The organism is Vibrio sp. Y10_XG_PY6 (assembly GCF_024181795.1).
GTDB classification, from domain to species: Bacteria; Pseudomonadota; Gammaproteobacteria; order Enterobacterales; family Vibrionaceae; genus Vibrio; species Vibrio diabolicus.
In genome coordinates, this window is the sequence record NZ_JAMZAQ010000001.1 from 122,550 (window position 1) to 140,910 (window position 18,361).

The 18,361-nt window shown below is 45.9% G+C and carries 15 protein-coding genes; 5 read left to right on the top strand and 10 right to left on the bottom strand.

Features of this window, described 5'->3' with window-relative positions; genetic code table 11:
* Positions 1–181: 181 nt before the first annotated feature.
* On the top strand, positions 182–1,861 hold the full coding sequence (locus tag NL644_RS00605) for a DUF342 domain-containing protein (protein ID WP_114322682.1): 1,680 nt from the start codon (positions 182–184) through the stop codon (positions 1,859–1,861).
* Between the two features lie 56 nt (positions 1,862–1,917).
* Here the strand turns inward: NL644_RS00605 and catC are convergent, their stop codons facing one another.
* Positions 1,918–2,577 carry a type C chloramphenicol O-acetyltransferase gene (gene catC, locus NL644_RS00610; RefSeq protein ID WP_114322683.1) on the bottom strand — a complete coding sequence of 220 codons (660 nt, stop codon included), beginning with the start codon at positions 2,575–2,577 and terminating at the stop codon, positions 1,918–1,920.
* 88 nt (positions 2,578–2,665) lie between these two features.
* Here catC and NL644_RS00615 point away from each other — a divergent pair, with 88 nt between their 5' ends.
* Positions 2,666–3,577, top strand: coding sequence for a LysR family transcriptional regulator (locus tag NL644_RS00615; protein WP_253657864.1), 912 nt, complete (start codon positions 2,666–2,668; stop codon positions 3,575–3,577).
* 208 nt (positions 3,578–3,785) lie between these two features.
* Here NL644_RS00615 and NL644_RS00620 read toward each other — a convergent pair whose 3' ends face one another.
* From NL644_RS00620 to murQ, 3 genes are all read right to left on the bottom strand, one after another.
* Positions 3,786–4,841, bottom strand: coding sequence for a porin (locus NL644_RS00620; protein WP_006740897.1), 1,056 nt, complete (start codon positions 4,839–4,841; stop codon positions 3,786–3,788).
* Between the two features lie 148 nt (positions 4,842–4,989).
* Positions 4,990–6,444: a PTS N-acetylmuramic acid transporter subunit IIBC gene (murP, locus tag NL644_RS00625; protein WP_005500182.1), complete on the bottom strand. Its 1,455-nt coding sequence runs from the start codon at positions 6,442–6,444 to the stop codon at positions 4,990–4,992.
* 28 nt (positions 6,445–6,472) lie between these two features.
* Positions 6,473–7,375 carry an N-acetylmuramic acid 6-phosphate etherase gene (gene murQ, locus NL644_RS00630; protein ID WP_114322684.1) on the bottom strand — a complete coding sequence of 301 codons (903 nt, stop codon included), beginning with the start codon at positions 7,373–7,375 and terminating at the stop codon, positions 6,473–6,475.
* Positions 7,376–7,617: 242 nt separating this feature from the next.
* Between murQ and NL644_RS00635 the strand changes: the two genes are divergently transcribed.
* Complete coding sequence (locus tag NL644_RS00635) at positions 7,618–8,469, top strand: MurR/RpiR family transcriptional regulator (protein WP_109169311.1); 852 nt, start codon at positions 7,618–7,620, stop codon at positions 8,467–8,469.
* A 19-nt stretch (positions 8,470–8,488) separates the two neighbouring features.
* Here the strand turns inward: NL644_RS00635 and mpaA are convergent, their stop codons facing one another.
* Positions 8,489–9,199 (bottom strand): murein tripeptide amidase MpaA, encoded by a 711-nt coding sequence (mpaA, locus tag NL644_RS00640; protein WP_031381642.1) that lies wholly within the window; start codon positions 9,197–9,199, stop codon positions 8,489–8,491.
* Between the two features lie 141 nt (positions 9,200–9,340).
* On the opposite strand from mpaA, the gene NL644_RS00645 reads away from it, so the two are divergent.
* Complete coding sequence (locus tag NL644_RS00645) at positions 9,341–10,966, top strand: ABC transporter substrate-binding protein (RefSeq protein ID WP_114322685.1); 1,626 nt, start codon at positions 9,341–9,343, stop codon at positions 10,964–10,966.
* A 62-nt stretch (positions 10,967–11,028) separates the two neighbouring features.
* Here NL644_RS00645 and NL644_RS00650 read toward each other — a convergent pair whose 3' ends face one another.
* The gene (locus NL644_RS00650) at positions 11,029–11,613 is read right to left on the bottom strand and encodes a flavodoxin family protein (RefSeq protein ID WP_085342445.1); all 585 of its coding nucleotides are present in this window, start codon (positions 11,611–11,613) and stop codon (positions 11,029–11,031) included.
* Positions 11,614–11,844: 231 nt separating this feature from the next.
* On the opposite strand from NL644_RS00650, the gene NL644_RS00655 reads away from it, so the two are divergent.
* The gene (locus NL644_RS00655) at positions 11,845–12,183 is read left to right on the top strand and encodes a hypothetical protein (RefSeq protein WP_104973199.1); all 339 of its coding nucleotides are present in this window, start codon (positions 11,845–11,847) and stop codon (positions 12,181–12,183) included.
* A 300-nt stretch (positions 12,184–12,483) separates the two neighbouring features.
* On the opposite strand, the gene NL644_RS00660 is transcribed toward NL644_RS00655, so the two are convergent.
* The 4 genes from NL644_RS00660 to NL644_RS00675 all read right to left on the bottom strand — a co-directional run bounded on the left by NL644_RS00660 (position 12,484) and on the right by NL644_RS00675 (position 18,321).
* A complete protein-coding gene (locus NL644_RS00660) occupies positions 12,484–13,077 on the bottom strand; it encodes a mechanosensitive ion channel family protein (protein WP_012842403.1) in 594 nt (197 codons plus the stop codon).
* A gap of 511 nt (positions 13,078–13,588) precedes the next feature.
* The gene (locus tag NL644_RS00665; RefSeq protein WP_006740888.1) at positions 13,589–15,703 is read right to left on the bottom strand and encodes a type I secretion system permease/ATPase; all 2,115 of its coding nucleotides are present in this window, start codon (positions 15,701–15,703) and stop codon (positions 13,589–13,591) included.
* 15 nt (positions 15,704–15,718) lie between these two features.
* Positions 15,719–17,632, bottom strand: a complete 1,914-nt coding sequence (locus NL644_RS00670) for an EAL domain-containing protein (RefSeq protein WP_031780239.1) — start codon at positions 17,630–17,632, stop codon at positions 15,719–15,721.
* A gap of 5 nt (positions 17,633–17,637) precedes the next feature.
* Positions 17,638–18,321 (bottom strand): transglutaminase-like cysteine peptidase, encoded by a 684-nt coding sequence (locus NL644_RS00675; protein ID WP_005392134.1) that lies wholly within the window; start codon positions 18,319–18,321, stop codon positions 17,638–17,640.
* Between the last annotated feature and the right edge of the window lie 40 nt (positions 18,322–18,361).

Genomic DNA, 18,361 nt, shown 5'->3' on the forward strand with positions numbered 1-18,361 from the left:
TCAGTGTGTATTTTGATTGAGCTTTAGGTTAAATCGAAATGCTCTCTTAATATCTGTTTAACCGTTATTGATGGATTACTTTCTTTAGTGACGTGAGCCTTATAATAAGAAATGCGAGGTTTGTTCAGAAAACGGATTTGGGTAGACTGAAAGTGTTGATGGGAAGCAAAGTGGTAAGGGTATGTGGAAGCTGTGTCTTGAGTTATCTGAAGATAAGACCAAGGTAATAGCCCGTCTTCCGGGAGAAGTGGACCTCGGTGGTGAGCTAAATCAAAATGAATTAAACGAGCAGCTCGTCGCAATGAACGCTGAAAGGTTGTTTGTTGTTGAGGGGGAAGTCGTGAGATTCATTAACTGTGCCAAAGAACGTAAAGCCGAAGCTTACGAAGGCATCGTCATTGCGGAAAAACGCAACGCGCAAGTTGAGGTCGAATTATCGAATAATGACATGCTCGCCAGTATGAACGTTGTCGGCGCGTACGGAGGCCGAGGTTTACGTGGCCCCGAGATTGTTCAAGCCCTTGCTCAAGCGCGAGTTTCGAAAGGCATCAACAAACTGGCTTTGAAGAAAGTGTTGGTTGTCAGCACTCAGCTCAAACCCGGCGAAACTTTTTCTCAACCTGTAGCGGTTGGTAAGCAACCTATCAAAGGCAAAGACGCTCTTTTTACTCCTCTCGTTAAAGACATCACCAAACGCATCCTCAAACCCAAAGACGGCCAATCTGCTAGCGACAAAATTGATTTACGTAACCTCGGTGAAACTATCGCGGTTGACGTAGGCGATGAGGTGATGCGCCGCACGCCTGCGACCAAAGGTACGCCAGGTTTTACTGTTCAAGGGCGAGTGATTCCTCCACAAGCTGGAAAAGACAGCCCAATGAAGCCAGGCAAGGGCACCGAGATAAGCAAGCACGACCCAAACCTATTGATTGCATCGGTATCCGGTACGCCTCTAATTAAAGACAAAACCATTGAAGTTGATAACGCACTCTGTCTCAATAGCGTTGGCGTGAATACAGGTCACGTGAAATTCAAAGGGAATGTGATTATCGGTGGCAACATTGAATCCGGCATGATTGTTAAAGCGACGGGTTCTATTACTGTAGGCGGCTTCATTGAATCGGCTGACGTACAAGCGCAAGACGACATTCAAGTTGGTAAAGGGATCATTGGCCACACCGTGAGTGATGGCCAGCCAAAGAGTTGTCACGTCAAAGCCAAAGGTTCGATTCGTGCCAGCTACGCCCAATATTGTGATTTGCAAGCTGGCGAAGATATTGAGTTGGCGGTGCACAGCATGAATAACGATATTGTTTGTGGGCGCAATCTGACGGTGCTGGATGCGAACGGTAGGAACGGTACGCTCAGCGGCGGAGATGCAAAAGTCGGTGACAAAGTGGTGTGCTTACAATTGGGCGTAGAAGGCGACACCGCCACTAAGGTAGAAGCGTTCGCGCGCTATTCTGCATTTAAGGAGCGATTAGCAGAGCTCAAAGATCAATACAAACGCGCTCAAGAAGGAACGATGGATGTGATTCGTAAAGAGCTCGAATTTAAGAAACGTCCTAAAGCCGAACGTACCGACGAAGAACAAGCTCAGATTGATGTGATGAAAACACAAAACAACGAGCAGCTTGAAGCGATAAAGCAAAAGCTAGAACAAACGGAACATGACTTTGAAGTCGCGTTAGAAGAAAATATTGTCGAAGCCAAAGAGCGTGTCTTCACTCGCGTGACGGTGCAGTTTGGCGACGAGCAAGTAACGACAAAGCGTACTCATGGCGGTTGTTCGTTCCGTTTCAATCAATACGAAATTAAAGTCTCGGCGAACTTGGAAGAAGAGGACGTCGCTGCGGTTTAAGCTTTCTTACTCACTGAGCCCACACGCCGCAACAAGATGTGTGGGCTTTTGTTTATCTACAAATCGACAATGTGCTCTTGATAGTAGTCCGCAAGCGCACCGACTTGGCTGCTACACATTACTTTCATTGCTTGTTTAATGTGTTCTATTGGCCAGTTCCACCATTGGATATTGAGTAGCATTTCAATCTCTTTATCGCTGAATCGTTGACGTACGACTTGGTTGTTTCCAACCACCACCGAATAAGGTTGGACATCTTTCGTCACTACGGCGCGTGCTCCGATGACGGCTCCATCGCCGATGTTTACTCCGGGCATGATCATCGCCTCGCTGCCAATCCAAACATCGTTCCCCACCACCGTGTCTCCGGCACGCTCGAAACCGTCTTGTACGTCTTCTCCAAATTCTTCAGGAGAGAAGGGGAAGGTCGAAATCCAGTCAATGCGATGACCTTGGTTTCCTGCCATCATGAAGGTGGCTCCAGAAGCGATGGAACAAAACTTGCCAATGATTAATTTGTCGATGCTATCGGGTTCTCTACTTTGCCATTCTTGAAGTGTGACGGGGTCACCCAACAAGTAGCGTACTGCTTGCTCTTCGAAGCTTTTTTGATGATAGAAGCCCGAGTAATAGCTGTAATCGCCAACGATGATATTGGGATTAGTGATGTGATCTTTAATGACTTGACCTTTTAACCACGTGTCGAAAACACTCATAACTCATCCTTTCAAATTTAGGTTGTACAGAGTTTAGTGGCTTTCTATTATTTCCAGTAGTTTGATTTTAGAGATTCAGAATTACTGTATGGAAATAAAATGGCTCAGCTACGTACCACTTTACGTCGCTTTGTGCGAGGAGCGAAGTATTGCTGGCGCAGCAAAGCGACTGAATTGTTCGAATGCGCATGTAAGTCGGCAACTTAAACAGCTTGAAGAGATATTGTCGGTGCAGCTTATTCAGCGAACTACGCGCCAGTTTAATTTGACCTACGATGGTTTGCGGTTTTATCAGCAGGTAAAGCAACTGCTCGAAGGCGCTGAGCAGATTAATGAACAAGTCATGGCAAACGAGATCGTATCGGGAAAATTGAGAATAGCGGCGTCTGCTTCTTTTGGAGCCGCGTTACTCAGCCAAACATTGATCGAGTTTCGATTGCAACATCCACAAGTGAGCGTCGAAGTGATCTTCACAGAGACACCTCTCGACTTGATTGAGGCTGGGTTTGATATCGCATTCTACTTTACCGATAATCCTCCAGAGGGATACGTCGGCCATCAGCTACGCACTTTACACTGTAAACCAATCGCTCATCGCTCGTATTTAGCTGATAAACCAAATGTAAGTACGCCAGAGAATCTTGGTGACTTAGAGCACATCCTTTATAAAAGTCGCGACTTGGTGTTAGATAAATGGACGTTTACGCATAAGCAAACTCAGCAGCAGGGCAGTATTGGGTTAGAAAGTACGCTTAGTTTTAATCTTGTCCGGTCCATGTTGGATGCTACTTTGGCTGGTTGTGGTGTTGCCATGTTAGATGAATTTGCGCTGGCCGAACTCGAACCTGCACAAAAAGAACAACTCGTGAGTTTGCTGCCAGATTGGCAAACGGATGCGATTTTGCCGCTTTATCTGCTTTACCCAAAACGTGAGCACTTACCAAGAAGAACGCGAGCGTTCATTGATCACTTTAGGAACATATATTCTGTCGGCGAATAGCGACAGCAAACTTAGTAACAATAGAGGAAGCAAAGGAATGCGAAAACACTGTCACCAGCTTTCCTGATGCCGGTGTGTTGGTCAAAACAGGTAACGAAGAAAACATATTGCGAGGGTGAGCTTCTTCAAATCAGCATTAAAGGCAATAACTGCTGACCGGACATAGAAGAAGCTCATGGATTCAGCTAACTTACATTAAGTATCGTGCTTACAGCTCGTAACGCAGACCTAAGTGGTAGTAGCTTTCGTCTGCGTGCGCACCGCCAAACGAGACTTCTTGTCCATTGCTGTAGCCACGCGAGCCGTTACGATCAACGTAGTTTGTGTAGATAGAAGAACGAGGCGTCAGTTTGTATTGCACTTCTAGCGTTGTATCTTTCAGCTCTAGCTCGTCACCATCACTGTTTTCTAAAGAACGATAACCAGCACGCAGTGCCCATTTGTCATTTACACTGTAAACCGCCGTCAGTTCCATCACTTTGTCGGTACTGGTTTGTGAGTAATAGCCCTCAAGTTCATCTTCCGAGTACAACGCACCCAACATCAAATCACCTAGGTAGTAACGCGTACCTGCGCCCCAGAATGTGTAATCGGTGTCGTTGCTTTCACGTGCATCACCTTTATTTTTCTGCATCGCCACCACTGGCGCCAAGGTACCCAAATTCCCCATGTCTAGCGTATAACGCAGTGCAGCGTTGTAACCGTAGTCGAGCTCAGAAGTGTTGTTTCCTAAAATGTACGCGACAGAAAAGTCGAAATTACCTAGGCTGTTTTGATATTGCAGCGTGCCATCTTGACGGAAAACTTGCGTCGCGGTTTTGTCGACTTTATTCGCTTGGCGCGCCATAGAAACATCGGAAGAGGCGAACACATCACCAATGTCGGTAAACATAATCAACCCAGAAGCCACGCGACCACCAGTAATGCGACCATAATCTTTCGCATCAATACCCGCCCATACATAACGTGCGGTCAGAGACGGTTTGTCGTTTACTTGGTTTGCGTATTCAGCGGCACCCACTTGGTATTGCGCTTGGCCGATGATCGACGCGTACTCGTTGATGGTTTGTGAACCGTTTAAACCAATACGGCCATCAAACTCGCCATTTGCATCGCCGTGCTCATCATTTTTACTGGTGACATTGAAACCAAGACGAGAGTAAATATTTAAAACTGACCCATCTTCCGCTTGATACAGCTGCGCTGCCATTGCGTTTGATGCCATCAATGTAGGGAGAAGTAGAGTCAAAATGTGCTTTTTCATGATTAACGACCTTTCATTTCTATTGTTTTAGGTACGACAAAGCCCCTTCCGAGTAACGGAATAAGAAAAATTGTCGTGAAGTAGAGAGAGGGTGCGCCCTTGTTTGCCAAGGGCGCGAGCTAGTCCATTCCTATAGGGGAAGAATGATTTAGCTTAAATCGACGTCTTTGCAGCCAAAGAAGTAAGTCGCGAGGAAGCCGACGATGTAAGAGATAAGCAGGCCAGCAACAAACACCATCATGCCCGGGAAGATGCCATTTTCTGATGTCATGAGAGGAATCGCCACGATACCGGATGGGCCAAACACCGTATTAAGACCAACTGGTAAGCCAAGGTAAGAAACTAAGCCGATAAAGAAGCCGCCCGCAGCGCCACCAATACAAGCGGTAACGAATGGTTTTACGCGTGGTAATGTCACGCCGTAAATCAATGGTTCGCCAATACCTAGAAGACCAGGAATAATAGCGCCTTTAACTTGAGTACGCAGTAGAGCGTCTTTTTTGGCTTTGAAATACAGCGCCATTGACGCGCCAACCTGACCGCCACCAGCCATCGCCAGGATAGGAAACAGCGAGTTAAAACCCTGTGCTTCCATCAATGCGAAGTACACTGGAACAAAACCCTGGTGGATGCCAAATACCACAGAAATTAAGAACAAACCTGCCAAGATTGCAGCGCCTAATGGGTTATCGTTCAAGTTGAGGAACAACCAAGACATCCCTTTAAACAGCTCGCCGCCGATCGGCATGATGATCAAGAAGGTTACCGCACCCATGATCAACAGAGTGATAACGGACGTTAAGATCATGTCCAGATCATCTGGCATGTATTGACGAACCTTACGCTCGACTTGCGCACCGATGATCGCCGCCAAAAGTACGCCGATAATGTTGCCGCGCGGATCAATCGCAAAGCCGAAAAACTCGTTCATGCCAGAGTAAATACCGGATGTAGCCTCTGGGTTGTAACCCAGCACAAACAAAGAGGCGAGAATGGCACCATTAACACCAGAGCCGCCAAACGCTTGCTGCGCGTTGTAACCAATCAGAATACTTAAGAAAGCAAACAGACCCTTACCAAAGACTTTCATGTAGGCGATCAAATCCAGCATAAACTGGCTTGGTGTCTGGTCGAGAACAAACATCTGTTCCAATAACGTCGCAAAACCTAGCAACAAACCAGCGGCAATAAAACCAGGGATCAACGGCGTAAAGATGGTAGCAAACTTGCTTAAAAAACGCTGAACCGCACTGGTTTGTTTGCTCTTCATCTGCTTTTTTTGCTCGGCCGCGACGGCAGAAAGATCTTGTTGCGGCATATCTGGTTCTTCACTGTCACCAGAGGTTAAGCTGTCGATCAATTGATTCATCATCTCAGCCGCTTGTTGAGCTTTTCCGGGACCGAGAATGATCTGAAACTGCTCATCGCTTTCCACCACACCCATTACGCCGGGAATTTGCTTGATAACAGACTGGTCAGCCAAACCATTGTTGGCGAGCGATAAACGCAAACGCGTCATACAGTTACCACATTTGCTTACGTTGCTGCTGCCACCCACTGCGGACAGCAACTGCGATACTGTGTTTGAAGTTATTTTTGCCATAGGGTCTATCCTTCAGAACTCGGATTATTTAGTTATTATTTAGTGCTGCGCGAATAAAACCGTTGTGCGCGGCGAGGCGTGATTTGGCTTGTTCGGCATCCAAATCGGCCAAAATCATTAAGATGGCAGTTTTGCAGTGGCGATCGCAGGCATTTAATGCTCGCTCTGCTTCTTCTTTTGATGCGCCAGTTGCTTCTATAACAATGTTGGTTTGGCGTTGGATGAGCTTGGCGTTGGTGGCCTCTACATCCACCATTAAGTTACCAAATACCTTACCGCTACGAATCATTGCGCCTGTCGTGAGCATGTTTAACACCAGTTTTTGTGCGGTGCCGGCTTTCATGCGAGAAGATCCAGTAACGACTTCTGCGCCAACAATCGGCAGAATCGCGATGTCGGCCGCTTTTGCCATGGCACATTCTGGATTACAGGCGATAGATGCGGTCGTAGCTCCGATGGATTTAGCGTACTCCAAACCACCTAGTACATAAGGTGTACGGCCACTCGCTGCAATGCCTACAACCACGTCATGCTTGGTGAGGTGAAGCGCTTTTAAGTCGTCTTGACCCATTTGCGCGTCGTCTTCGGCGTTTTCTACCGCTTTCAAAATCGCTTGGTGTCCACCAGCAATTAAGCCAATCACCATATCTGGATGCGTGCCGTAGGTAGGAGGACACTCGCTCGCATCAAGGATTCCTAAGCGGCCTGATGTGCCAGCTCCCATGTAAACCAAACGGCCACCATTGGCGAACGCTTGAGTAATTGCATCAACCGTCTTTGCAATTTGTGGTAGCACTGCTTTGACCGCGAGCGCGACTTTTTGATCCTCTTCATTAATGACTTGTAGCATCTCGATGGTCGAAAGCGTATCAATCTCTGCACTGGCTGGATTACGGCTTTCTGTCATCAATCGGCTTAAATCAATTTTCATGTTTTACACTCTTCGTAATGTTCAATCTGAGGGCGATTCTATGGAATAAAATATTCTGTTTTGGTGATAAAAATCACACTTGAGGTTATTCTTTGTGCAGGAGAAATTTGGAATAATGAGAGAAAATATACGTCCATTACATCCGATATAAACTGGCTTGGTTAGAATAATCATGGAGTTAAATCAAACTCCAATTATTTTTGTTTTGGAATAATTTATTTAAATTTTTTGAGGTTTTTGTTGTGTCAGTTATCAATAAGATAGTCGCGAGGCGTACTCAGCTTTCGCAAAGTGGTCGTTTGGTCGGCGATTGGATTGTTGAAAACGCAGAAAAGGCGGCGCTGCTCACTAGCCAAGAACTTGCGGCGCAAGTAAAAGTGAGTCAATCGAGCATTGTGAAATTTACTCAGCGTATTGGCTTTAAAGGCTACAGCGAGTTTAAGTTAGCTCTAAATGAAGAGATTGGCCGTAAGCATGCGATGCAGTCGACACCGTTGCACAGTGATATTTTGGCAGATGATCCTATCGCGGTTATTTCACAGAAACTGGTGAAAGCAAAAACAGATGCTATGTTTCAAACCACCAATGCGCTGTCTTATGAAGCTTGTCACCAAGCGGTGAAATGGTTGAGTGAAGCGCGTCGAGTGCAAGTGGTCGGGATTGGGGGCTCTGCACTGACCGCGAAGGATTTAAGCTTTAAACTGCTTAAACTTGGTATTACGGCGCTTTCTGAACAAGACAGCCACGTGCAGATTGCTGTTGCCCGCACGCTCTCTCCAGAAGATGTTCAGATCGCAATCTCGTTTTCGGGTGAGCGCAAAGAAATTCTCGTCGCGGCAGAAGCGGCAAAAGAGCAGGGCGCGAAGGTGATTGCGTTATCTGCTCCTGGGAGAAGCCGCTTGCGCGGTATTGCCGATATTACGTTTGATACGATTGCCAATGAAACGGAACATCGCAGCTCATCCATTGCTTCACGCACCGCGCAAAACGTGATCACCGATTTGCTGTTTATCATCTTGGTTCAGCAAAGAGACGACAGTGCCCGTCAGTTGATCAGCGATATCAGTACCGACATCAAACAGATCCTCACATGATCGCTTAACCAACAGCGAACTAAAGATCCGGATCGTGCATCAGTAAAGCAATAAAGGCGGGGAGATGCTTTTCAATGGTGAGATCGGCAGAAATTGCCGGTAACTCCAACGTGATGCAAGGTAAATCACGTTCACTACACCAAGTGCCGAATGAGCCGGGTGTTTCGTAGTCGACATCGTCAACGATTGGCAGTTGAAACTGCTCGCCGAGCCATTTGGCAAGGTTGGAATGTTTGGGATCATCTACAAACGCAAGCGGTTCATGAAACGACACCACAAACTTTGGCTTGCGCAGTTCAATCAAGTTAATTAATGCGCTAACTTCTGGCTCTAGCTGGTTTTTAGTGCCAGTTTTCACTTTTACGTCTCGAACGGGTGTGTGAGAACTCCATCGATACACTGTGCCATGCTCAGTCCAATTTTGGGTTGGAAACGCGCGATTGAGGTCCACTTGGTTTGCATTTGCGCGTGTGCCTAGCTGGTTGCCGTCCGGATTCAGTGATAGAATCACATCATGTCGTAAGTTTTCAGCAGGCAAGCTTCTTAGCGCGCAGGACAAACCTGCAATCGAGGCCGTCTCATCCCCGTGAGTGCCTGCTAAAATCAAACCTCGCGAAGCACTTTCGACTTGTGCCGGAAAATACAGTAATGGCGCACCAAGCACGGATTGACCGTATATTGTTGGCCGAATTAAAAATGCCGCTCTTTCCGTTCTTGGAATTAGACTCACCGTAATCTCCTGATTGATGAAGTAGTATCAATATCTAAGCTAATTAAACCTAGCTAAACCGAACCGTTTAAACTCGTCAACGGTAGAAATGTTAATTGTGGCACTTGCTTCACAAGACGCGTTAGGAGAACGAAAAACGATATGGATTTTAAAAAACATTCAACGGCGTTGCTGATTTCCTCTTTATTCACCCCTTTTCTTGCTACATCGGTTGCTGCGGAGACCTTACCTAAAGGCATTCAACTTGCCGCAGAACAGCATTTAGTACGTGCGAATGACGCAGAGGCGGCGACGCTTGACCCAGCGAAAGCCGAAGGTCTGCCAGAAATGCATGTGATTCGTGACTTATTTGAAGGGCTTGTGATTCAAGATCGTGACGGAAATATCATTCCCGGTGTGGCAGAATCATGGGAAACCAAGGACAACCAAACCTTTGTTTTTCACTTACGCAAAGACGCAAAATGGTCGAATGGCGAGCCTGTGACGGCGGATGATTTTGTCTATTCACTGCGCCGAGCGGTAGATCCGAAAACTGCTTCTCCAAATGTTTGGTATCTCAAACTCACCAAGATCAAAAACATCACCGATGTAGCAGAGGGCAAAAAGCCTTTGGACGAGCTCGGTATCAAGGCGGTAGATAAATACACCCTACGTTTTGAGTTGGACAGTCAAGTGCCGTACTTTGTTGCCATGACTGGGCACACGTCCATGATGCCAGTGCATCAAGCGACAGTGGAAAACCGCGACAAGCCGTGGAGCGATCCAGACCAATTTGTTGGCAATGGTTCATTCACATTGGATAAGTGGGTCGTGAATGAGCGCATTGAACTGGTTAAGAATCCAAGTTACTGGGACAGCGCAGATACGCATTTAAACAGAGTGACTTACATTCCGTTTGAAAACCAAAACGCGTCGATCAATCGTTATGCGGCAGGAGAGCTGGATATCACGTCAGATGTGCCGACTCATATGGCGCAGAAGCTTAAACAAGATTACAAGCAGGCTTACACGGTGGTGCCATTACTGTGCACGTATTACTACGCGTTCAATACCACTCGTCCGCCATTTGATGATGCGCGAGTGCGTCAAGCGGTGTCGTACTCCATCATGCGTGATGTGATTACGAATGGTGTCACGCAAGTGGGCAACCTTCCTGCTTATACCTTTGCGCATCAGTACACCGCCGGGTTTGATGCGACGCCGCCTGAATACAGTAAGTGGAGTCAGCAACAACGTGACGAGAAAGCGCGTCAGTTGTTAAAAGAAGCGGGTTACAGCAAAGACAAGCCGCTCGATTTTAAATTGCTGTACAACACCAGTGAGGCAAACAAATCGATCGCGGTTGCGATAGCGTCGATGCTACAAAAAAATCTCGGTGCAAACGTGGAGTTAGAAAACCAAGAGTGGAAGTCGTACTTAGTGGCGCGTAAACAAGGCAATTTCGATGTGATGCGTGCTTCCTGGTGCGGTGATTACAATGAAGCGTCTACTTTCCTGAGCTTACTTCGCTCAGGTTCTTCGGGTAACTTTGCACGTTACAGCAATGCAGCGTACGACAACGCGATGAACAGTGCATTGGCTGCAACTAATGAGAAAGCGCGCCAAGGATTTTACGATCAAGCTGAACAGTTGCTGGCGACAGATATGCCTATCGCGCCAATCTATTACTACATGCAAGCACGTTTGGTTCGTCCAACCGTGGGTGGCTTTGCAAAGAATAACGTAGAAGGGCGCATCTACTCGAAAGATCTCTACATCAAGAAGTAGCGCTCAAAACAAGCGATAAACAGAAGCCCCGAAGATGTGTCTTACGGGGCTTCTGTTTATTGTTAGCGAGCGGAGAGCTTGTCCACTAGCATTGCGACTCGTTTGCCAAGATACTCCGCCGTTGCAACATCAGAAGCATGCAACTGACCACCTTCACCACCTTGTGCAACAATACCACCTTGTACACCATAACGATTCAGGTTTTGCTCCCCAGAATTGCTGATCTTATCCAACCCGACCCACATCATGCCGTGTTGGTTAGCGAGCGTTTGTAGATATTGTAATGTGCAAGATTGGTCGCCATTCATTGCCCCACCACTGGTAAAGCCAGCCGCGATTTTGCTCGCCCATTTTTGGTAATACCAAGATTCACTGCTTGCATCTGCAAATGCTTTAAACTGCGCTGCTACACCGCCCATATAGGTCGGTGAGCCAAAGATAATCGCATCACACTCAGCAAGTTCATCCATTAGTTTAGGGTTCACAAAACGTCCCTCAATAATCTCACTGCCTTCAATTCGGTGAGAGAGGATTTCACATTCATCTTGCTGCTTAATGCCTTGTTGTTCAACGCCTGCGGCAATCGCGCGAGCAAGCTGACCAGTAACGTCGGTTTTAGAGAAATAAATAATCGCAATTTTGGACACAATGGTTCCTTTTTTCATTGTTGATTTTTAATCGTGCGACTAAGGCTAAAACCTCAAGCTAAGTTGAGGTCAAGAAGAGATTTGAGATAGATAAAGTACGAATTGGTATCTAAAGAGCTTTCTTATAGGGTAAGCCGACGGCATAACTACAGTGAATGCAACGACGATGAATATCGTGTATAAAAGCGTTAAAGGAAGATCTTAAAAATGTAGAAAACTCTCTTGGAAACAATGATAAAGGTACCGATACTAGTGATGATTAATAGGCGGAAAAATAGATTAAAATATGTAAACTCAGACCTGATCCAAGGCGGGAAAAGTACATTTCATCGTTTCTTAAGGCGAGGGATTATTATCATTATGGTAGGAGGCCTTTCTACAGCCTCTTCCACGGTATTTGCACACTTTATAGCGGGGGTGTTTGATGTGGATATGAATGTTCATCCAGAGAGCTTAGAAGAAAAAGTGCATGCACTACTTTTTGTTTCGGTCAGTCTTGTTTTTTACCTCTTTTCTGCCCTTATCTCGCTAAATATTAGTGGGTGGCTCATAATGAAGCTAAAAATATAAGCTTAACTAAAACCATGTCCTTGTATTTTAAGGAAGATGGAACTAGTGACGATTTTTTCTTTGCTTGCACCATCTCTATTTTTTGTATTTATTTAAGGTTCGTAAATAAGAAGCTTCCTTTGGTTAAAGTGGCGCTTTTGGTTTCGGCGATGTGTCATGTTTTTATCATGAAAGAATACAGTGGTGACCTTCAGCTTATACGTTTTGTCTCTTCACTGTTGTTCTCCATTAACTTTGGGTTATTTGTGACTACCAAGTGATATTAAAAAGCCGATGTAGATACATCGGCTTTTTAGTGGGTTATTTCTTTCTGCGAGTATAAATCCGAGATTTTGCTTTACTTGGCTCTGGCTTGTTTTTCGCCAGCTTTAGCACTGCTTTTTGCAAAATCTGGTTGTTTGGGTAAGTGATCAAGTTACCGTTATCGTGCTTAATTAACACGTGAAACATACTGATTTCTTGAATCTCGCCGCTGATGTCTTCGTCTTTGTCTACGACTTTAATGCGATCGCCCACTCGGTATGGGAAGACAAAAAAGATCAAAAAGCTGGCAGTGATGTTGCTCAGAATTGACCATTGCGCAATAAACGCCACACCCAATACGGCGAAAATGGACGATAGGAACAATGACACATCGCCATAGCCAATCCCGGTGATAATGGCAAAAACAGACGCGGTTAAAAATAAAAGCACGACGTTAAAACAACGCTGAATAAAACTCAGGCGGGCCTTTTTTACACCTTTTGAGGTCGCTAAGTTTAAAATGGCTCGATTGACGATTCTCTTCAGAATGCGATAAGCAATCAGGACAATAATGCCCATTAAGACTTTGTACCCGAGAGAGCCAGCGGTGAAATACTGGCTCACTTGATCTAGATGGATCCAATCATTCATTTCTTCAACTCGACGATATTAAGAAAACCGCTGTTATAGCTGATTTTCTGATGTAAGTAATCACAAATTTTCTCTCTCCATTTTTCGTCTCTCTACCTAGGAATTTCTCCCTAGAACCTACGGAGAGTTGTAGAGTTTTATCTATAGTGTGCAGAGCTTTGCTTCTGTTTGCGCTCACCGCATATATTCAACCAAAGTTGATGCGGTTTTAAAGTGTTTAATGTTTGAGCTGTATCTCATATCCGGTATTGTATGAGGCTAGGAGCGTATAAACGTGCTGAATATGATTTTTGTCCTGATAACCTAAGACGTGTTGAGTGAAATGGCTTGCTAGGATATCTATCAAATGGAAGAAGATGAAAAGGCGATTATGATGTTGGTCGTGATTGTGGGGCTAGTGCTCGTTTGGATAGCGCTTGAAGAGCTTAACTATCTTGGATTCTCAATAAAATAAGCCCCGTTAAACATGAGTGTAAACGGGGCCTTTCTCTTTTGTAAATGCTAATTTCGGTTAGCTAACCGCACGTACTTTGCCTTGCTTCAAGTCATTCAGCACTTGCGCTTTAGGACCATCAGCAATGATGCTGCCTTTCTCCATCACAATCACTCGATCAACAATGTCGAGCATCGACGTTTTATGCGTAATCAGTATCAATGTTTCGCTCGGTTTGAGCTGAGATAGCTGGTGCTTAATATGCATTTCAGAGCGGTTATCCATCGCGCTGGTCGGTTCATCCATGAGTAGGACGGGAGGACGGCCCAAAAATGCACGAGCGATCGTGACGGCTTGACGTTGACCACCAGAAAGCATCGCACCACCTTCACCTACTTGACGTTCTAAACCAGCTGGATCCGATTGTGTAAATGCGGTCACGCCTGCACGGTTTGCTGCATCAAGCACGTCTCGGTCATCGGTTAGTGGACGACCTAAGGTAATATTGTCGCGAATCGAACCGAAGAATAGATTCGAATCTTGAGGCACACAGCCGATGTTACGTCGAACATCAACGTGATGAAGCTGTGCAATATCAGTATCATCGATACGTACGTGCCCCTCTGTTGGCTTATACAAGCCCATAATCAAGCGCTCTAACGTTGTCTTACCCGAACCAATCCGACCGATTATCGCGACTTTTTCACCAGGATTTATCGTGAGAGAAATGTTACGTATAGACGCGACAGGAGAGTCTGGGTAATGAAACGTTACGCGATCAATTTCAATCTTACCTTGGATTATTGGGCGATGGATGTAGCGTTTCCCTTCTTCTTGCTCATCCGGCATTTCCATGACTTGATTGATAATCGTCATAGAAGACTTCGCCTGGTTGTAGCGCGTTGAGAGCAAAGACAACTGAACCAAAGGCCCTATGGCGCGACCACTCAACATGGTTGCGGCAATTAAGCCACCCATGGTGAGTTCGCCTTCTGCAATCAGATAAACACCGAGAATGATCATCCCAACGTTACTACTTTGCTGTACGAAGCCAGCCGCGTTCTGGATGCTGTCGGTAATGCGGCGGCTTTTGATGTTCCAGTTCGCCATGTGCGCCACCGCTTCTTCCCAACGGTATTGGAATTGGCTTTGCGCGCTGAGCATTTTTACGGTTTCTAGCCCCGCTAGACTCTCAATTAAGTTGGCGTATTTTTGCGATGCTAAGCGTGACCCCTCCTCTATAGAGCGACGTAGCGGTCCTTGAATCAGTAGTGAATGAACAATCAAAATGACCACGCCGACCATTGGAACATACACAAGATCGCCAGCCATTAGCCATATAATCACCAAGAACAGAATGGCAAAAGGCAGGTCAATTAGGGCACTGACGGTTGCAGACGTGAAGAATTCTCGAATAGACTCAAACTCTTGAAGATGGCGAGCGAATGCGCCGACCGAAGGCGGCTTGGACTCCATTCGGATGCCCATCACTTTGCTGAACAGTTTGGAGGAAATCAGAATGTCAGACTTCTTTCCTGCGACATCAATAAAGTAGTTTCTCAACGATTTGAGTATGAAATCGAATAGAAAGACAACAAAGATGCCGCTTGCCAATACCCATAAGGTTTCAAACGCGAGATTCGGTACCACTTTGTCGTACACCAAACGAGTGAACAGAGGGGCGGCAACGGCAAAGAGGTTGATGAGAAGTGAGGCGATTAAAACATCGCGGTAGATACGTTTTGACTGCCACAAGGTTGACCAAAACCAGTGACCTTCGTTGGTTTTGAGCACCTCGGGAGAGCGTTCATCGAAACGGAATTGCTTTTTAACTAAAAAGTAGCGACCAGTGTACTGCTCAAGTAGGTCTTCTAATGGAATGGAGATTGGCACCATTCCACTTTCTAAGGTGGTGACTTCGGCTTCGCGTGTCTCCGCGTTAATGCTGTTGAGAACGCATGAGTCACCGCCTTTAAGAACTAAGATTGCCGGCAGAATCAGGCTGGAGATGTTCTCCAGCTCTGCACGGTTTTCCTTGGCAACCAATCCGGCCCTTTCCGCTGCTCTTGGTAGCAAAAATGGAGTTAGCTTGCCGTCTGAAAGCGGAAGGCCATTGACCAGCGCTTCTGGCGAGTTAGCTAACCCATAGTAACGGCTAACGTAGATGAGCGAATTCAGTAAAGGGTCTTTCATCTGTGGTAAACCTTTTTATTCCTTGTCGACGATGAATCCTTGGAATACCTCAACAAAATGCTCGGTGAGAAAGTCCAACTGGATTTGAGTTTCAATACGCGACGCGATAGTCGTAATGCCTAGGTTATGAGCAGTACGAGAAATCGACGTTAGCGTGAATTTCTGTTTTTCGTCGTGTAAGTTGTGTGTGAATAGGTAATCGAGCTTCACATAGTTAGGGCGGAACTCTTGGATGTACTCCAATGACTGGAAGTTACGTCCATAGTTATCTACGCCAAACTCAGCCCCAGATTGGCGAATGGCATTACATAACAGCGCCGTGTGGTGAGGCTGATCAATAAAACACTCCTCTGGAATTTCAAAGTGTAGCTTAGAGGCCACTTTTGCGTGTTTTTCCAACATGCTGGTGGTCCAGCGAATGAACGATGGCTGAGACAAGCTGCTTTGCGCAATATTGATCGCGACAGGATCGGTTAGCTCGCCACTTTCTAGCATCTTAATCATCGACTCAATAACGTATTGGTCGAAAATATTGGTGGCGTCTAACTGCTCTAGTGCGAATAAATATTGGTTGGCACGGAACGTTTCGCCCTCTTTTTCGATGCTTGAGAACACTTCGTTATGGAACACTTTACCCCAAGTGTTCTTCGCTGCTTGGAAGCGGAATTTAACCCAATCGCTATGAATCGCTTCTTCAACCAGCGCTTTCCACTGCTGTTTACCCATTAAGTTAGAAGGTGTGTCACTGCCGATAAAGCCGTAAGCTTTGTCTGGTTGAGCTTTGGCTTTCGAGAGCGCATTATCCACCATAGATAAGATTTCAGAGCGCGTTTTTTGGTCTTTACTATGCGCAACACCTAAGGCTGCTTTTGGTTTGGCTAGACCTGTTGGATCAGTGTTCAACCCGTTAACGCAGTTCACGATGCTGTCCGCCAAAATGCGTAGTTCGCTTTCATCCATGTGTGGGAAAAGCAGACCAAATTCATCACTAGACAGGCGTGCAATGGTAGCTCCCGGCACATCAATGGTGTTTTTCAGACGTTGAGACAGCTCTTTTACGTGGGCATCGGCGCGTTGGTAGTCTTTTGTCTCATAAATGTCACCAATGTATTCTGCATGGAGTAGCGCGATACCCCCTTGCGTTTGCTCTGCAAGCCATTGGTCTATTTGGTTGATGTAGAACGAGCGATTACCCAGTTTGGAGATAGGGTCGAGGTAAGCTTGAGCACGCAGTCGTTGTGCCTCTTTCGCTTGCTCTTTGAATGACAGCTCAATTTGAGCAGACATCATGTTAATGCCATCTACCACCGCGATCAGATCTTTAGTTCTTGGACGAGCAAGTGGTTCACCAAATTGGTTATTAGCGATTTCATGCATTTTCTTCACGATGGCCGCTAATGGTTTTAGTGAGCGACGGAGGATGTACGAAATCGCAATTAAACCAGCCAGGAAAATGACACTGAATGCAGATAACAAACCAATAAAGCCTTGCCAGAGCTGCTCGTAAGCTGCTCCTGGGTGGCTAATGATTTCCACTTCAGCAAGTTGCATCCAACCACTGGTTACTACGCGCTTATCGTGAATGGCTTTGAATAGATTCATGTCGATAAACCATTGTGGCACCGTACTTGGTTTAACCGGGTAAGTGCGCACGATTTGGTAGTCAGAATCTAAAGCGGTAAGGCGAACAACCGAATAGGTGCTGCCGTCAAACAGAGCATTAATCACGGATTCTACCGCGACTTTATCTTTGTCTTTAAGGTAAGGAGCCAATGCCAAACCTACGGTGTTAATGGTGTTGTTGACCTCTGAACGTTGCTGTTGTTCCAAGCTGTCTCGAGTCGTGTTGAATTGGATTACGAATACTGATGCCAACAAGAGTATAAAGACCGTAACCATTCCCACTACAAGCTTCTTATATAGGGTCATGTTTCTCACTCGTCATAGTTAATTTTAGGTTTATTTAACTGCAACTTACGTTCGCGCGAGCGTAAGTCATTCCAAAGGCTCAACCGTGATGCTTTCCCTGCCAGCTCTCCAGTGCTAGCAGAAGACTTCATCAACCACAGGTTTGTACCATTAAAACTGTATATCGGTAGCAAGTCGCTACGTTTAGAGGCTCGGACAATATCAGGATTGATATTGTCGAGAATGAGCGGCTCAGAGCTTGGGGTTGGGTAGTAAGCTAATACCATGTGAAACTGATTCAGTTCGATGGCTTTTACGTAGATCAAACGCATCTTAGAATCTGGTATTCCTAGCTCGAGTAACGAGAAGTACTTGGCGATGGTGAAATCCTCACAATCCCCTGCATTACTCCCTAAAAATTCGAGTGGCGTAGCCCAATAATCTGTCTTTCCCCACAGTTTTATGTCGTCAACAAAATACAGCTGGTTAAAAAAGTCGTTGACGCCAGCGAGCTGTTCATGTGTCTCTAATTGTTTAAATAAGTCGAGGTTTTTTCGCCATGTATTTACGCGCAATCCCGCACGTTCGCCGTACACCGCTGTGACCGTATTGACCCATTGTTGTTCTTTACTGCTTAACGCACCAATTTGGAACGAAAAACAACTTAAACTGATTAATAATGTAACTTTACGCTTCAAATTGGATCGCATATTCGACTCATATCACAAGTATACTCTTCTAAAGGGTTCG

Excerpts from the sequence above, each read along its gene's own strand:
- NL644_RS00605 (WP_114322682.1), top strand. The coding sequence starts at position 182 with ATGTGGAAGCTGTGTCTTGAGTTATCTGAAGATAAGACCAAGGTAATA.
- catC (WP_114322683.1), bottom strand. The coding sequence starts at position 2,577 with ATGAGTGTTTTCGACACGTGGTTAAAAGGTCAAGTCATTAAAGATCAC.
- NL644_RS00615 (WP_253657864.1), top strand. The coding sequence starts at position 2,666 with ATGGAAATAAAATGGCTCAGCTACGTACCACTTTACGTCGCTTTGTGC.
- NL644_RS00620 (WP_006740897.1), bottom strand. The coding sequence starts at position 4,841 with ATGAAAAAGCACATTTTGACTCTACTTCTCCCTACATTGATGGCATCA.
- murP (WP_005500182.1), bottom strand. The coding sequence starts at position 6,444 with ATGGCAAAAATAACTTCAAACACAGTATCGCAGTTGCTGTCCGCAGTG.
- murQ (WP_114322684.1), bottom strand. The coding sequence starts at position 7,375 with ATGAAAATTGATTTAAGCCGATTGATGACAGAAAGCCGTAATCCAGCC.
- NL644_RS00645 (WP_114322685.1), top strand. The coding sequence starts at position 9,341 with ATGGATTTTAAAAAACATTCAACGGCGTTGCTGATTTCCTCTTTATTC.
- NL644_RS00655 (WP_104973199.1), top strand. The coding sequence starts at position 11,845 with ATGATAAAGGTACCGATACTAGTGATGATTAATAGGCGGAAAAATAGA.
- NL644_RS00660 (WP_012842403.1), bottom strand. The coding sequence starts at position 13,077 with ATGAATGATTGGATCCATCTAGATCAAGTGAGCCAGTATTTCACCGCT.
- NL644_RS00665 (WP_006740888.1), bottom strand. The coding sequence starts at position 15,703 with ATGAAAGACCCTTTACTGAATTCGCTCATCTACGTTAGCCGTTACTAT.
- NL644_RS00670 (WP_031780239.1), bottom strand. The coding sequence starts at position 17,632 with ATGACCCTATATAAGAAGCTTGTAGTGGGAATGGTTACGGTCTTTATA.
- NL644_RS00675 (WP_005392134.1), bottom strand. The coding sequence starts at position 18,321 with ATGCGATCCAATTTGAAGCGTAAAGTTACATTATTAATCAGTTTAAGT.